Source organism: Reyranella sp., from assembly GCF_965249915.1.
In the GTDB taxonomy this organism is placed as follows: domain Bacteria; phylum Pseudomonadota; class Alphaproteobacteria; order Reyranellales; family Reyranellaceae; genus Reyranella.
In genome coordinates this window covers 5,547,969-5,563,557 of the sequence record NZ_OZ252257.1, presented here as the reverse complement: position 1 = coordinate 5,563,557, position 15,589 = coordinate 5,547,969, and the positions used below count along the sequence as shown (strand labels likewise).

The 15,589-nt window shown below is 66.4% G+C and carries 13 protein-coding genes; 6 read left to right on the top strand and 7 right to left on the bottom strand.

Annotated elements, in window-relative coordinates; translation table 11 throughout:
• Positions 1 to 7: 7 nt before the first annotated feature.
• Positions 8 to 931, bottom strand: coding sequence for an IS110 family transposase (locus tag ACP15H_RS27350; protein ID WP_425064637.1), 924 nt, complete (start codon positions 929 to 931; stop codon positions 8 to 10).
• Positions 932 to 1,278: 347 nt separating this feature from the next.
• Here ACP15H_RS27350 and ggt point away from each other — a divergent pair, with 347 nt between their 5' ends.
• Positions 1,279 to 2,964: a gamma-glutamyltransferase gene (ggt, locus tag ACP15H_RS27345; RefSeq protein WP_425069279.1), complete on the top strand. Its 1,686-nt coding sequence runs from the start codon at positions 1,279 to 1,281 to the stop codon at positions 2,962 to 2,964.
• A gap of 128 nt (positions 2,965 to 3,092) precedes the next feature.
• The gene (locus tag ACP15H_RS27340) at positions 3,093 to 3,611 is read left to right on the top strand and encodes a hypothetical protein (RefSeq protein ID WP_425069278.1); all 519 of its coding nucleotides are present in this window, start codon (positions 3,093 to 3,095) and stop codon (positions 3,609 to 3,611) included.
• Positions 3,612 to 3,711: 100 nt separating this feature from the next.
• Here ACP15H_RS27340 and ACP15H_RS27335 read toward each other — a convergent pair whose 3' ends face one another.
• A complete protein-coding gene (locus ACP15H_RS27335) occupies positions 3,712 to 4,461 on the bottom strand; it encodes an SDR family NAD(P)-dependent oxidoreductase (protein ID WP_425069277.1) in 750 nt (249 codons plus the stop codon).
• A gap of 97 nt (positions 4,462 to 4,558) precedes the next feature.
• Here ACP15H_RS27335 and ACP15H_RS27330 point away from each other — a divergent pair, with 97 nt between their 5' ends.
• Both ACP15H_RS27330 and ACP15H_RS27325 read left to right on the top strand, forming a co-directional pair.
• On the top strand, positions 4,559 to 5,776 hold the full coding sequence (locus ACP15H_RS27330; protein ID WP_425069276.1) for an aspartate aminotransferase family protein: 1,218 nt from the start codon (positions 4,559 to 4,561) through the stop codon (positions 5,774 to 5,776).
• Between the two features lie 241 nt (positions 5,777 to 6,017).
• A complete protein-coding gene (locus tag ACP15H_RS27325; RefSeq protein WP_425069275.1) occupies positions 6,018 to 6,215 on the top strand; it encodes a hypothetical protein in 198 nt (65 codons plus the stop codon).
• Positions 6,216 to 8,098: 1,883 nt separating this feature from the next.
• On the opposite strand, the gene ACP15H_RS27320 is transcribed toward ACP15H_RS27325, so the two are convergent.
• Complete coding sequence (locus tag ACP15H_RS27320) at positions 8,099 to 8,407, bottom strand: hypothetical protein (protein ID WP_425069274.1); 309 nt, start codon at positions 8,405 to 8,407, stop codon at positions 8,099 to 8,101.
• A gap of 199 nt (positions 8,408 to 8,606) precedes the next feature.
• Between ACP15H_RS27320 and ACP15H_RS27315 the strand changes: the two genes are divergently transcribed.
• The gene (locus ACP15H_RS27315; RefSeq protein WP_425069273.1) at positions 8,607 to 8,735 is read left to right on the top strand and encodes a hypothetical protein; all 129 of its coding nucleotides are present in this window, start codon (positions 8,607 to 8,609) and stop codon (positions 8,733 to 8,735) included.
• 359 nt (positions 8,736 to 9,094) lie between these two features.
• Here the strand turns inward: ACP15H_RS27315 and ACP15H_RS27310 are convergent, their stop codons facing one another.
• Both ACP15H_RS27310 and ACP15H_RS27305 read right to left on the bottom strand, forming a co-directional pair.
• Positions 9,095 to 9,898: a glycoside hydrolase family 25 protein gene (locus ACP15H_RS27310; RefSeq protein ID WP_425069272.1), complete on the bottom strand. Its 804-nt coding sequence runs from the start codon at positions 9,896 to 9,898 to the stop codon at positions 9,095 to 9,097.
• 11 nt (positions 9,899 to 9,909) lie between these two features.
• Positions 9,910 to 10,353: a hypothetical protein gene (locus tag ACP15H_RS27305; protein ID WP_425069271.1), complete on the bottom strand. Its 444-nt coding sequence runs from the start codon at positions 10,351 to 10,353 to the stop codon at positions 9,910 to 9,912.
• Between the two features lie 116 nt (positions 10,354 to 10,469).
• Here ACP15H_RS27305 and ACP15H_RS27300 point away from each other — a divergent pair, with 116 nt between their 5' ends.
• A complete protein-coding gene (locus tag ACP15H_RS27300) occupies positions 10,470 to 12,065 on the top strand; it encodes a GMC family oxidoreductase (RefSeq protein ID WP_425069270.1) in 1,596 nt (531 codons plus the stop codon).
• A 218-nt stretch (positions 12,066 to 12,283) separates the two neighbouring features.
• On the opposite strand, the gene ACP15H_RS27295 is transcribed toward ACP15H_RS27300, so the two are convergent.
• Both ACP15H_RS27295 and ACP15H_RS27290 read right to left on the bottom strand, forming a co-directional pair.
• The gene (locus ACP15H_RS27295) at positions 12,284 to 13,594 is read right to left on the bottom strand and encodes an HlyD family type I secretion periplasmic adaptor subunit (RefSeq protein ID WP_425069269.1); all 1,311 of its coding nucleotides are present in this window, start codon (positions 13,592 to 13,594) and stop codon (positions 12,284 to 12,286) included.
• Positions 13,591 to 15,366 (bottom strand): type I secretion system permease/ATPase, encoded by a 1,776-nt coding sequence (locus ACP15H_RS27290; protein WP_425069970.1) that lies wholly within the window; start codon positions 15,364 to 15,366, stop codon positions 13,591 to 13,593. The genes ACP15H_RS27295 and ACP15H_RS27290 overlap by 4 nt, the downstream gene beginning before the upstream one ends.
• Positions 15,367 to 15,589: the final 223 nt, after the last annotated feature.

Sequence of the window (15,589 nt, the reverse complement as noted above, 5' to 3'; positions counted from 1 at the left end):
GTGTTGGTCAAGCGTTTGCCCATTGTTTTCTGTCCCTGAGGATGGCGTTGAGGATGGTCACGAGCTTGCGCATGCAAGCGACGATGGCGACCTTTGCCGGCTTTCCTGCGGCGCGCAGGCGATGATAGGTCAGCGCCAAGGGCAGCTTGCGGCGGATGGAGACGAGGATGCTCATGTAGAGGGCAGCCCGTACGACGGGTCGTCCTCCCGCGATGGTACGGCGGCCACGCAAGGTGCCGCTGTCGCGATTGAACGGGGCGACGCCGGTCAGGGAAGCAATCTCGCGTCGGCCGAGACGGCCCAGTTCAGGCAGTTCGGCGATCAGGGTGCGGGCGATCCTGGGCCCGATGCCGGGAACGCTGATCAGAAGGTCCTCCGCTTCCCGCCAGGTCGGTGTTCCCCGGACGGCGGTGTCGATGTCGTCGTCGATCTGTTCGAGCTGGGCCTTCAAGGTGGCAAGCACGCGATCGACGCTCTTGAGGGTGCGTCGAACTGTGAGCATGCGCCGGCGATTGCTCTCGGCCCCGATCATCTCGACGAGCTGACGGCGGCGGGCCATCAGTTCGCCCAACAGTCTGGACTGCTCGTCAGCGAGCGGTCGCGCCGGTGGGTTCACCGCCTCGGCGAAGTGGGCGATGACAGCGGCATCCAGCGCATCGGTCTTGGCCAGCCGTGCGGTGGCCCGGGCGAAGTCTCGGATCTGCCGTGGATTGACGACCGCCACGGGCAGGCCCGCCGCGCCCAGGCCTGCCGCCACGATCGTCTCGAAGCCACCGGTTGCTTCGAGCACGATCAGAGCAGGTGCCATTTTACTCAGCCGCCCAATCAGGTCCTCGATGCCTTCTCCGTCGCGGGCAACGGTGAAGGCCTCGCCGGCGGGGCGCACATGAACATCCAGGCGCTCTTTCGCCACATCGATACCTACGAACATGGATCTTGGCTCCCATCCTTGCGCATGCGGGCTCGCGGTTCGGCCCAGGCGACCGTTCGGGATCACAAAATCAACGGTGGAGGCGCCGAGCTCAGGGACGGGCTTGGAGGCCCCAGGAGCCTGCGGGCTCTCCACCGAGACCGCACCTGCAACTCTACGCCGGCGCGGCCGTGTCTTGATACAAGGAGCGCTCCGCAGGGGCGCGTCTCGAAGGGTGGGCACGCCCACCTCGCTTGTTGCCGACCCTTCGAGACGCGTTCCTGCGGAACGCTCCTCAGGGTGAGGTGTGCGGGTAGCCGCCGCCCGAACCGCGTGCGAGATTTCACCCCTATTCAACGAGGACACGGATGACCCAGTCGACATGGCGCGAGCGCGCGGGCACGCAATTCACCTGCGAGAAGCAGCCGGCGCATGGGCCCGCGGGCATGGCGGTCTCCAACCATCCGCTGGCCTCCGCCGCCGGCCTCGAAATGCTCGCGGCCGGCAGCAATGCGGTCGATGCGGCCGTGGCCATGCAGTTCGCGCTGACCGTGGTCGAGCCGATGATGGTCGGGCTGATCGGCGGCACGACCTGCCACATCCGCCTGGCCGACGGCAGCCATCGCATCCTCGACGGCATGAGCGCCGTGCCGCAGATGGGGCATCCCGACATGTACAGGCCGGTCCCCGGCGCCGCGCCCGAGGTCTACGACGTCGAGGGCCAGGAGAACCTGGTCGGGCCGAAGTCGGTCGCGACGCCGGGCTCGCTGCGCGCCTGGTGCCTGGCGCTGGAGCGCTTCGGCACCATGAGCCTGGCCGACGTGATGGCCCCCGCGATCCGCCACGCCGCGCGCGGCTTCGCGGTGACGCCCTATCTCTCGGACTGCATCAAGGATGCCGGCGCCGACCTGTCGAAGGACAAGCTCGCAGCCGCGCTCCTCCTGCCCAACGGCACGCCGCTGAAGGCCGGAGAGAGACTCGTGCAGGCGCAATACGCCGAGGCGCTGACCCTGGTCTCGCAGCAGGGCGAGAAGGCGCTGCATGGCGGGCCGCTGGGCGACCTGCTCGTCGACTGCATGGAGAAGACCGGCGGCTTCGTGCGCCGCGACGACCTCACCGGCTACAAGGTCGAGGAGCGCGCGCCGATCCGCGGCCACTATCGCGGCTGGGAGATCCTGGGCCCGCCGCCGCCCGCCGCCTCGGGCGTCCACATCGCCCAGATGCTGAACATCCTCGAAGCCTACGACATCGCCAAGATGGGCTTCGGCACCGTCGACACGCTGCACCTGCTGGCCGAAGTGCTGAAGATCGCCTTCGCCGACCGCGCCGAGGCGAGCGGCGATCCGGACTTCGTGAAGGTGCCGGTCGAGCGCATCGTGAGCCGCGACTATGCCGACCAGCGCCGCAAGCTTCTGGACATCGCCCGCGCGACGCAGTGGACGGGCGGGCTGCAGGCGGCGGAAGGCCAGGACACGACCCATCTCACCGTGGCCGACGGCAAGGGCAACGTCGTCAGCACGACGCAGACCATCAACAGCCTGTTCGGCGCGCGCTTCATCGTGCCCGGCACCGGCATGATTCCCAACAACTACATGAACAACTACGACCCGCGCCGCGGCAACGCGCTGTCGATCGCGCCGGGCAAGCGGGTCACCACCTCGATGTCGCCGATGATGGCGCTGCGGGACGGCAAGGTGCGCTATGCGCTGGGCCTGCCCGGCGGCCGCAAGATCTTCCCCTCGGCGATGCAGGCCCTGCTCAACCTGATCGACCACGGCATGGAACTGCAGGAAGCCGTCGAAGCACCGCGCATCTGGACCGAGGGCCCCGTCCTCGAAGTCGAGCACGGCATCCCCGCCCCGGTCCGCCAGGGCCTCGAAGCCCGCGGCCACACGCTCAAGATCATGCCGACCGTGGCCGGCGGCATGAACGCCATCCAGTTCCACGACGACGGCACGATGACCGGCGCCGCCTGCTGGCGCGCCGATGGCACGGCGGCCGCGCTGGGGGGTGGGTTGGCAAGGGCTGGGGTGAGGTTCGTGTTGCCGAGCTGAGCGGTAGCGCCCAAGTTCCCTCATCGACTACCGAAGTCTTGAGAAAGCACGCTTTACTCAGAAAGCTTAAGGTAACTATCGATGAGCCCGTCAAGAGAGCGAATGGAAAGACGGGCATTGTGGATCTCATGCTCTCGCGTTCGCTTCCCAGCGCTCGTCCGGAAGAGCTTGATCACCTTGTCGTCGAATTGAAAGCACCCAAGGTCAAAGTTGGCGCCTCTGAGACCACACAGATACAAGAGTATGCCTTCGCCGTTAGTACCGACGAGCGATTCCGCGACCTCAAGACCCGGTGGACTTTCTGGGTCGTATCCAACGACATGGATGACTTTGCCAGAAGCCTCGGCAGAGCTGCGAATAGACCAGAGGGAATGATCTGGCAGTCGGCCGATAGTCGCTCAACCATATGGGTCAGAACTTGGTCTCAGATCTTGAATGACGCAAAAGCTCGACTAAAGGTCTTCCAGAAAGAGTTGAACTACAACGCCGATAGAGAATCGTCGCAAGCTTTCCTCCAGGAAAGTTACGCCAGAATTCTCAGCGGCAAACCTAACGCCAAGGCCCCAGAGCCAAGTCCCTCAGGCGTTCGTCAATCTGCAGGCAGCGCACCCCCCAACGAGCCAGATTCGGAACCGGCACAAAGCTGATCGCTCGACCAACTCAAATGGCGCGCTGTGATCAGCCCTGATTTCTGAAGTACGGGTGCGCGTAAACAGCATCGCGTGACTTTTCCATATCGACCACGCCTCAGTGAAACACCCGCCCCGAATCAATCACCAGCGTCTGCCCGGTCGTGCTGTTCGTCCGGCACATCGTGACGACCTGGTCGGCGCAGTCGTCCTTGTCGGCGGGTTTGCCCAGCAGCGAGGCGCTGGCGTTCTTGGCCACCACCTCGGGCCGCAGGTTTGCCGTCGCGCGGGTGCCTTCGAGCAGGCCGGGGGCGACGCAGTTCACCAGCACCTCGGGCGCGAGCGCGACCGCCATGCACTTGGTGAGATGGATGAGGCCCGCCTTCGAGACGGCGTAGGCGATCGAGGAGCCGGTGGGGCCCAAGCCCGCGACCGAGGCGATGTTGACGATGCGGCCTTCGCCCTGGCGCTTCATGACCGGGCCGACGGCCTTGGTGAGCAGCATCGGGCCGGTCAGGTTGATGTCGAGGATCTTGGTCCATTCCTCGTAGGTGAGGCCGTCGAGATCGGTGAAGGGGATCGACTTGTTGTAAGCCGCGTCGTTCACGAGGATGTCGAGCCGGCCGAAGCGCTTGAGCACGTGGTCGACCAGCCGGTCGACCTGGTCGCGCTGCGTCACGTCGCAGGCGAAGGCGGCGGCGCTGACCTGGTGGCGTTCGAGATCGCGCGCCACGCCCTCGGCCTGGTCCCGGCTTTGCGCATAGACGACGGCGATGTGGCAGCCTTCGGCCGCCAGCGCGTGACAGATGCGCTGGCCCAGCCCGCCATTGCCGCCGGTGACGACGGCCACCTTCCCCTTGAGATCCATCCGTTTCCCCCGTGGCTGCCTTGCGACCCGTGCCGGGTACAGGCTCATTTTGGTGCGGTATATATAGGCCAGTTCACAGCGTAGCGGAGCCTCTTCAATGTCTCTCACGGCCGACCAGAAACTCAGGCAGCGCGCCCAGCAGGTCATTCCCGGCGGCATGTACGGGCACCTGCGCAGCGACCGGCTGCCCGAGGGCTATCCGCAGTTCTTCGAACGCGGCGAGGGCTGTCACCTGTGGGACGTGAACGGTAAGCGCTATGTCGACTTCATGTGCAGCTGGGGCCCGATCGTGGTCGGCCACGGCAATCCGGTGGTCGCCGAAGCGGTCGCGCGCCAGACGGCCGCCGGCGATTGCCTGAACGGCCCGTCGGAGCGGCTGGTCGAGCTGGCCGAGCGGCTGGTCGGGCTGATCCCGCATGCCGACTGGGCGCTGTTCGGCAAGAACGGCACCGATGCGACCACGACCTGCGTGACCCTGGCGCGCGCCGCCTCGGGCAAGCGCAAGATCCTGGTGGCCGAGGGCGCCTATCACGGCGCCATCCCGTGGTGCTCGCCGAACCCGTACGGCGTGACGCCGGAGGATCGCGCCCACATGCTGACCTACACGTACAACGACACCGGCAGCCTCGAGAGCGCCGTGCAGCGCGCCGGCGACGACCTGGCGGGCATCATCGTCTCGGCCTTCAAGCACGATTTCGGCAAGGACCAGGAGATGCCGGACGCGGCCTTCGCCCGTCGCGCGCGCGAGCTGTGCGACGCCAACGACGCGGCGCTGATCGTCGACGACGTGCGTGCCGGCTTCCGCCTCACGATGCGCGGCAGCTGGGACCTGGTGGGCGTGCAGCCCGACCTCAGCGCCTGGAGCAAGGCGATCGCCAACGGCTACGCGCTGGCCGCCGTCACCGGCAACGACCGCTACCGCGAGGCCGCGTCCAAGCTCTACGTCACCGGCTCGTTCTGGTGCAGCGCCGTGTCGATGGCGGCCGCGCTGGCGACGCTCGACGTGCTGGAGAGCGTCGACGGGCCGACGCGGATGCGCGAGATGGGCCAGCGGCTGCGCGACGGCATCGCGGCGCAGTCGGCCGAGTTCGGCATCGGCGTGCGCCAGAGCGGCCCGCCGCAGATGCCGACCCTGCTGTTCGACAACGATCCCGACACCGAGAAGGGCAACTTCTTCACCCTGGAGGCGCTGAAGCACGGCGCCTACCTGCACCCGCGCCACAACATGTTCCTGTCGACCGCCCACACCGAAGCCGACATCGACTTCGCGCTGGAAGCGACCCGCAAGGCCTTCGCGGCGCTGGCGGCGCGGTGAACTGCACGACCCCGCACACCCTCATCCTGAGGAGGCCCGAAGGGCCGTCTCGAAGGATGGGCGACAGACGCACGGTACGCGGTGCCCCTTCGCGACGCGAGCGGCGCGTCCCTCTAGATCGGCGATCGGCCTGTCGATCAAGGCCGCCCAGTCGGGCATGGGCGTGCGGGCGAGGGTGACATGCTGCTTCGCCGCGGCGAACGTGGCCGAGGTCGCCACAAGGCGTCGGCGGGCTCTGATCGTGACGGACAACGACAAGCCGATCGCGCAGCTCGGCGGGCTGGGCACCGGCGAATACTTCGCGCGCCGCACGGGCCTTCCCTGGGCGATGCCGCTGGCGCTCGGCAAGGACGCCGACGACCTTCACCTCAGCGCCGGTTTGCCGGCCCTGCAGACGCTTCTCCTCGACCTGATCCAGAGGAGGTCATGCGCCGCCTGAGTTCAATGACGGTGGGCTTCGGCGTCGCACATAGCCCCTCTGTATCGGCGTCACCATGGGACCATGACCGTGAGCGCCACCGGGGAAAAGAAGCTACGCACAGGACGACGGGGCACTTCCCGTCACGGCGCGTCGAGGGGATCGCTACCCTCGTGCGCTCCCGCCGTTGGATTCGAAGACTGAGTAAGCGGGGATCGGACAACCCACCCGCGCGCCGGAATCAACCGGCAATCTCTATAGCGATGCGTCAGAAGGGACGGGCGGCTCGGGCGAGCATACCGCGTGAAGAAGCACTTTTCCCTGCAAGGGCGAAGTGCGTCTTCGGAAGTGCGTCTTCGCGCCGGACTCTCAAACAAGCATTGCCGAAAGGAGGCGAGGGTGAAGCGGAAGGTGTGGACGGCTGAGGACGATGGGGACCTCCGGTACTGGCACGCCCTCGGGTACACCGACGGGAGGATCGCTTGGAAGCTCGGGTGCTGCCGGCGGACGGTGTTGCGGCAGCGGGAGACGATGGGGCTGAGAGCGGCTGATCATCCGGGACGCGGACGCGATTCAGGAGAGAGGAAAGTACCTGCCGATGATGAATATTGCCGCTATGTAGATTGTAATCGGCACGAAGCTCCACCAGAACTTTCGCGCCGCTGATCGCCTTAGATGTTGACCATAAGGAGTATATGCCGCGCTTGAGAAATGGATCCAACCCTGGTTTTGGAACTCTGGCCGTATTTGGAAAAATGCCAGAGCGAACTGAATCGATGCAAATGCAAGAAGGCCAAACCAAGCGAGTAAGCAGAAACCAAATATATAGGCGTAAAAGAGAGCCAACATATCTACGTTGGGAATGGCCTCCTTTGCGATGACTTGGCTTAGCGGAGCCAACAATACCAATAACAGAGTTGCAACGATTGCCGCAGATATACTGCGGACCAGCGGACCCATCACCTACCCCCCCGACTTCCTCGCCCGAGCGCGGATTCAATTTCTCCCTTGCATAAGTTGGTCACATTTCCCCTAAAATGAAAACCGCCAGTCAGCGGGCGGGGAGCGACGAACGCGGCCAGCAAACCGGGAAACCACGCAGATGAAAAAGTCTTTGCATCGAGGGACGGTATTGCTTTGGTGCCTGTCTGCGCTGTGCTTTCTTGTTCCCGCTCCTTACATCTTCGTGAGCAACGTTAGTCCCCTCAACTGGATTGCCCTCCTTGTTTCGGCGACCACCAACGCTGGCATATTGTTCGGCTTGGGATTACTCGTGGAATTCGCTGACCAAGCTCGATGGGATCGGCGCAACCCGCCATCATCACGCGGTTGCTGATTTATTCCGCCTCCTTCCGAGCAATTATCAATGCCCATGCACCCGTTCATCATCGCGTGCGTACTGGTACCCATCATCTTCTTCGTGGTCATCGCCTGGACAGGCAAGATCTCACTGGAGTGGAGTTGGGTCTTTCTCGACCGCCCACACCGAGGCCGACATCGACTTCGCGCTGGAAGCGACCCGCGAAGCGTTCAAGGCGCTGGCGGCGCGGTGAAGGGCTAAGGCTCGAGCCTCAAGCCGACCGCATCACCTTTTCCTCAGAAGCACGGGAATTCCCCGCCCCAATGGGGCGGGAAACAGTGGCGGCGCGATCACCACTTCCATCCGAAGGCCAGTGATCCGGCTCCCCACATCGCCGCTCCGGCGATGAGCACAGGGACGCGATGCTGATCGGCGCGTTCTCCGTCGCCGGATCTCCGAATGGATCGTGGTGGCTCTTGGCCATCCTCATGGCGATGTGGCGCTTGCCATGGGGGACGCTACCCAACTCACGACATCGGTGATCACAAAGGCGATCGGGAGAATCCACGTCCCCCACGTCTGTACCCTTGCGTTCATGTCGCTCTCACCACCTCCATCCGAAGACCAGTGATCCGGCCACCCACATCGGCGCCCCGACGATGAGTACAGGGACGACAGCGAGCCACGGAAATCGCGTCTGCCACAAATAGAGGCCGGCGACGGCCATGAATATGGGCAAGAGCCACACCGCCATGACGAGGGCCAAGAGCCACCACGATCCATTCGGAGATCCGGCGACTGAGTACGCGCCGATCAGCATCACCAGGGGGGACGCCACCCAACTCACGATGACGGCGATCATGAAGACGATCGAGAGGATTGTCGTCCCAACGCTCTGCACCCTGGCGTTCATGACGGTGAAGCCGTGCTACCGAGCAGTACGAACGCAAGCACCGGGGTGGACGTGACGCAGGCTAGGACAACCCAAGCGAAGAAGATCGTCGAAAAGATCCACGTCCCCCATCGACGCATCCGTACGTTCACGTCCGGTCCTCTGTTCCCTGCGAGACAGGGACACTACTTCCTCGCGAATTGAATTGCATTCTTTAGTCATGCTGAAGCACGGCGCCCACCTGCACCCGCGCCACAACATGTTCCTCTCGACCGCCCACACCGAAGCCGACATCGACTTCGCCCTGGAAGCGACCCGCAAGGCGTTCGAAGCGCTGGCGGCGCGGTAAACTGCACGACCCCGCACACCCTCATCCTGAGGAGGCCCGAAGGGCCGTCTCGAAGGATGGGTAACAGGCGGGGTGCTCGGGCCCACCCTTCGAGACGCGCTCCTACGGAGCGCTCCTCAGGGTGAGGTCTTTGTTGGAAGCTCGCAGTGGTTCTTTCCATTCGGAGCGGTTCAGGCTGGCGGCGCGTTAGAACCAGCTTCCTCCCCATTCAAAGGGGGCGGTGGCGGCGTCTCGCGGCTTGTAGCCAAGCCGCTTAGCCGACGGAGGGGTCATGAGCTTCGTGTGATCGCTCTTCCTTCGGCGCTCCCGGACATCGCTCCGCGATGTCCTGACGCTCAGGAGGCCGAGCGAGGCTCGGCCTACCGCCCGCCGTTCTTCCACCAGCGGTTCAGGCTCGCGGCGTCGCCGTTGTACATGTTGCGGTCGCAGTGGCCGACGCCCTCGACGTGGCGCGGTTCGCTGCCATAGGCGAAGTTCTGCGAGGTCTCGTCGGCGACATACTGCCAGAGCTTCCAGCCGCGGCTCGCCCACGCCACGGGAAGGCGCGGCTCCTCGCGATAGTCGGCCAGCCACAGGTCGCAGCGCGCCAGGATCGAGCCCGGCCGCACGCTGGCGCCGAGGCTGATGCGGCGACGGCCGTAGATCTCGCCATCGGCCCAGGCGGGATGGCTGTAGAGCATCGGCAGCCGGCCGGTGGCCTTCTGCACCGCCAGCACGAAGGCCTCGGCCTGGTCGAGCCGCATCGTGTTGCGCGGGTTGGCGTCGTTGGGTTCGAGGTCGAGCGCCATCACGGTCTGCGGGCCGGGCTGGCAGGCCGACAGGAAGGAGGCCGCCTGCTGCTCGCCGGAATACTGGCGCGTGCCGAAATGGTAGCCGCCCCACAGGAGCCCCGCCGCCTCGGCCTGGCGCCGCCGCGAGGAATAGGACGGGTCGAACCAGTCGCCGCCCTCGGTCACCTTGTGGATGACGGCCAGGATGTTGCTGCGGCGGACCGCGGCGAAGCTGGTGACCGTGACGTTGTGGCTGATGTCGATCACCGCATCGAGGCCGGGCCGCGTCTGGCCCGGGGCATAGGCCGCAGGCTGGGACGTCGGCTGGCCACCGCAGCCGGCCAGCGCCGGCAGGGCCAGACCGCCCGCCAGCATGCTTCTCCGTGAGATCATCGAGGGGAGTCCTATTTCGCTTTCTTCAGCACGTTGGTGGCGGCGACCGAAACGCCGGCACGGTTCTCGGTATAGAAGAGTTCGAGCGTGCCGTCGTCCAGCAAGGTGCCTTCGATGGCCGAACCGCCCTGCCCGATCATGCGCACGCGCTTGCCGTCGGCCCCGATGACGCCGATGATCGGCTCGGCCTTCGATTCGGACGACAGCGTGCCCCAGAAGCGGCCTTCGTCCTGGCCGTCGATCCGCACCGTGATCTTCAGGTCGACCAGGCGGTTGCCGTCGACGATCACCGACGGCGCGGTCACCGGAAAGTGAGCCGGCAGGCCGCTCACGATGCTCTTGTTGGTTCCCGTCCACGTGCCCGTCATGTCCGGCCCGGCCGGCTGGGCGACCGCGATGCCGGCGGCACAGGCGAGGGAAAGGCCGAGGGGAAGCAGGAGGGAGACACCACGCATGGCTTTTTCCTTCGAGGTTGTCGGGGGCCGCATCATGCCCAAACATCGGCCCGCGTAAAGCCGGGCCATCGTCGCGGCAATCGACAGGCGGGGCACGCCGCGGGATACTGGCGGCAATGGAATACGACTTCATCGTCGTCGGCGCCGGTTCGGCGGGCGCCGCCGTCGCCAACCGGCTGTCGGCCGACCCGCGCCACAAGGTGCTGCTGCTGGAAGCCGGACCCGCCGGCCATCCCTGGACCCGCATTCCCGTCGGCTATTCGCGGTTGATCACCAATCCGGCGGTCAACTGGCTCTACAGTTCCGAGCCCGAGCCCAGCACCAACGGCCGCCGCATCCCGGTACCGCGCGGAAAACTGCTCGGCGGCTCCAGCGCCATCAACGGCCTCGCCTTCGTGCGCGGCCAGGCGCAGGACTTCGACACCTGGGCCCAGATGGGCAACCAGGGCTGGGCCTACGAGGACGTTCTCCCCTTCTTCAAGCGCATGGAAAGCTACGACGAAGGCGACGAGCGCTTTCGCGGCCGCTCCGGCCCGCTGAAGGTCACCAATCCCGCCCCGGCCCATCCGCTCTATGCCACGGTGATCAAGGCGGCCGGCGAAGTCGGCATCCCGCACAACCCCGACTACAACGGCGCGAAGCAGGACGGCATCGCCATGAGCCAGGCCACGATCGCCTCGGGCTGGCGCATGAGCACGGCCCGCTGCTACCTCGATCCGGCGAAGCGGCGCCCCAACCTGCGCATCGAGACCGGGGCGCTGGCCGAGCGGCTCTTGCTCGACGGCAAGCGCTGCACCGGCGTGCGCTACTCGGTGGGCGGCCAGTCGCGCGAGGCCCGGGCGGCCCGCGCCGTCGTGGTGAGCGGCGGCTCGATCAACTCGCCGCAGCTCCTCGAACTGTCGGGCATCGGCCAGCCGGACCGGCTGCGCGCGCTGGGCATCGAGGTGCGGCAGGCCCTGCCGGGCGTCGGCGAGAACCTGCGCGAGCACTATGCGCCGCGCACGCGATGGACCATCGGCATGCGCGGCATGACCTTCAACGATCGCGGCCGCGGCCTCGGCCTGGTGCACCAGGCGCTGCGCTGGGCGCTGAACCGCGACAGTCTCCTGTCGATGGTCGGCGCGCCGCTGCGCGCCTTCGTGCGCTCGCGCGACGGGCTCGAGGCGCCCGACCTGCTGCTGGGCTGGGTGCCGATGTTCACCGAGGCGGGACCGCGCGGGCCTCGCATCGCGCGGCAGTCCGGCATGTCCTGCTACGCCCATCCGATGCGGCCCGAGAGCAAGGGCACCATCCACATCGTCTCCGCCGATCCGAAGAGGCCGCCGGAGATCCGCTACAATTTCCTGTCGGCGCCGGTCGACGGCGAGCTGACCGTGCGTGCCGTGCGCATCGCCCGCGCCATCATGACCGCGCCCGCCATGGCGTCGCTGCAGGTGGCCGAGATCGCGCCGGGACCGGCGGCCAACGGCGACGACGAGATTCTCGACTGGGTGCGCCGCGCCGCCGAGACGACCTATCACCCGGTGGGCACGTGCAAGATGGGCTCGGATGCGATGGCCGTTGTCGATGCGCGGCTGCGCGTACACGGGATCGAAGGGCTGAGGATCGCCGACGCCTCGATCATGCCGACGCTCACCTCCGGCAATACCAACGCCCCCTCGATCATGATCGGCGAGAAGGCGGCCGACATGGTGTTGGGGGACGCGGCTTGAGGCCCATCCGATTCAAGTATCCTCACGACCTCATCCTGAGAGTCTGGCCGGAAATGAATCGATTCAAGCACTTACCTCATCCTGAGGCGCCGCGCCTTGCGCGGCGTCTCGAAGGATGGGCAACAAACGCGGTGCCCGTGCCCATGCTTCGAGACGGCTGCTGCGCAGCCTCCTCAGCATGAGGTTAGTGTCGGGCATCTGTCAGGCCCGGAAAGACTTCACCGCCCCCGGAACGCGCGCGCCAGCTGGTCGCTGAGCGGCTTTACCAGGAACGACGCCACGGTGCGCGGCGTGGTCTCGATGAAGGCCTCGACCGGCATGCCGGCGAGCAGTTGCAATCCCTCGAGACGGGACAGTTCGCCGTCGGCAACACGGATGCGCACGGAGTAGTAGGGCTCGGTCGCCTTGTCCTCCTGCGTGACATCGGCGCCGATATGGATCACCTCGCCGTCGACCTCGGGGGTCGTGCGCTGGTTGAACGCGGCGAACCGCAGGACGGCGTGCTGGCCGATATGGATCTGGTCGATATCCTGGGGCGGCACCTTGGCATCCACGATCAGCGAGTCCGAGTCGGGCACGATCAGCATCAGCGGCTCGCCCGCCTGGACGACGCCGCCCACCGTATGGACGTTCCTCTGGAACACCTTGCCGTTCTGCGGCGAGACGAGATCGATACGCTTCAGCTGATCGTCGGCCGAGACGCGGCGCTCGGTCATCTCCGATTTCTTGGCGCGGATTTCGGCCAGTTCCTTGCCGACCTCGGTGGCGAGATCCTGGTCGATCTGGTGGATCTTGAGTTCCAGCTCGGCGATGCGGCCACGGCTTTGCGCCAGGGTGGCGACCAGGGCGGATCGCTCGCCTTCCATGCGGGCGGCATCGCGCTCGAGCGTGGTGACGCGGCTGATCGGCACGAGATTCTGCTTCCAGAGCACGCGAACGCCTTCCAGTTCCTGCGCGAGCAGCTTCAGTTCCTTGCCCTTGGCGGCTTCCTGCGCCTCCGTGCCTTCGATCTGGAGATTGAGCTGCTTGATCTGTTCGCGCAGCTGCGCCTTCTGGCCGTCGCGCGCGGTGCGGCGCATCTCGAACAGCCTCTGCTCGCCGGTCATCAGGCGGGCGATCTCGGGGTCGCCTGCCCGCGACGTCAGGTCGGGCGGAAAATCGACAGTCTTGGCATTGTCGCGCTCCGCCTCGAAGCGGGCCTGGCGGGCGGCCATCTCCTCGAGCGCCTTGGTCACGATGCCGAGGTTCGCCTTGGCCTGCGTGCCGTCGAGCCGGACGACCACGTCACCCTGCTTCACCCGGTCGCCTTCCTTGACGAGGAGCTCGCCGATGACGCCGCCGGTCGGGTGCTGGATCTTCTTGACGTTGGTGTCGACCACCAGCTTGCCGGACGCAATCACCGCGCCGGACAGTTGGGTCGTGGCGGCCCATCCCCCGATCCCGAAGACGAGGAGGAGGCAGGCCCCCACGCCGATCAGGAGGGGTTTGCGGGTGGCGGCCGGAATGGACACGGGCCGGTCCGGCTTCATGACGGCTCCCGCGCACGCACCACCGGCGCCCGAAGGGGCGTGGGCTGCGGGGCTGCCGGCGGGGGCGGCGCCGCGGCCTTCAGCGTCTCGCGCAGGACGGCGTCCTTGGGACCGAACGCCTGCTGCCGGCCGCCGCGCATCACCAGAAGCTGATCGAGGGCCGCGAGGGCGCTCGGCCGGTGGGCAACCACGATGGCGATGCCGCCGCGCGTCCGCACCGACATGATGGCCCGGGTTAGCGCCTCCTCGCCCTCGTGATCGAGGCTCGAATTGGGCTCGTCCAGCACCACGAGGAAGGGATCGCCATAGAGCGCGCGCGCCAGGCCGACGCGCTGGCGCTGTCCGGCCGACAAAGCGGTGCCGCCCTCGCCCATCTCGGTCTCGTAACCGTTGGGCAGGCCGAGGATCAGCTCATGCACGCCGGCGGCCTGCGCTGCCGCGATCACCTTCGCGGCGTCGGGCTCGGGCTCCAGCCGCGCGATGTTCTGGGCGACCGTGCCGGCAAACAGCTCCATGTCCTGCGGCAGGTAGCCGATATGCTCGCCCAGCGCCTCGGACGACCACTGGTCCAGCGTGGCGCCGTCGATCCGGACCTTGCCGTTGACGGGCCGCCACACACCCACGAGCGCACGGACGAGCGACGACTTGCCCGACGCGCTGGGGCCGATGATCCCGAGCCCCTGGCCGGCCTTCAGGCCGAAGGCGATGTCGCGGGCGACCACCGTGTTCGCGCCCGGCGGAGCCACGCTGACCGATTCGACCGACAAGGTGGCCTTGGGCCTGGGCAGCTGCATGACATCCCGATCCTCGGGGATGCGGGCGAGCAGGTTGTTCAGTCGATGCCAGCTCTGGCGGGCCGAGACGAAGACACGCCACTGGGCGATCACCTGCTCGACCGGCGCGAGCGCGCGGGCCGACAGGATGGAGCCGGCGATGATGATGCCGGCGGTCGCCTGCTGCTTGATCACGAGATAGGCGCCGACCGCCAGCACAGCCGACTGCAGCGCCATGCGCAGCGCGCGCGAGAAGCTACCCATGCCGCCGGTGATGTCGCCCGCCCGCTGATGGGCGCTGACGTAACGACGTCCGTAGTCCGCCCACTGGTGGGCGAACCGCCCCACCATGCCCATGGCGTGCAGCACCTCCGAATTGCGGCGGCTGGCTTCGGCGAGGCTGGTGCGCCGGCTGGAGAGGGACGAAACCTCGATCGACGGCTGGCGGACCTTGATCTCGGTCAGGAAGGTGATGACGACGAGAATCAGGGCGCCGACCGTTGCCGTAACCCCGATCAGGGGATGGAACAGGTAGCAGATGCCGAGATAGAGCGGCATCCAGGGCAGGTCGAACAACGCCGCGGGACCGGGACCCGACATGAAGCCGCGAATCTGGTCGAGGTCGCGGACCGGCTCGAAGCCGTTCATCTGGGGCGCCCGCAGCGGCAGCTTGACCAGCAGGTGGTATATTCGCCGGTCCATCGTCTCGGCGAACCCGCCGGCGATGCGGATGAGGACCCGGTTGCGGACGATGTCGAGGATCGCCTGGAAGCCGTAGAGGCCCAGGGCCAGGATGCACAGCGCCACCAGGGTGGGAACGCTGCGGCTCGGCAGCACCCGATCGTAGACCTGGAGCATGAAGAACGAGCCGGTGAGATACAGAACGTTCAGGACGGCGGTGAACAGCGCCACGCCCAGATAGGACGTCCGGCACGACCTTAGCGCTTCCGCCAGTTCCGTCCGTGGCGATCCTGCTGCAGGGGAAGGGGCCCGCGTCATATTGCTCGTCACGTCCCTGATCGCACCCTACCGTCCCCAGACGGCGGGCCAAGCTAGTCCCTAGCATTCAGCCTGCACGGCTGTCTCTCTCCTTTTACCCGCCGGACCAGCCGATCACCGACATTTGCCCTTGCAACATGAAAGGAATGGCTGACTTTAGCCGCCGGTCGGCGGCTTCAGGTTGCAGTGCCCGCAATCGTCGACCATCTTCAGGCTGCCGCAT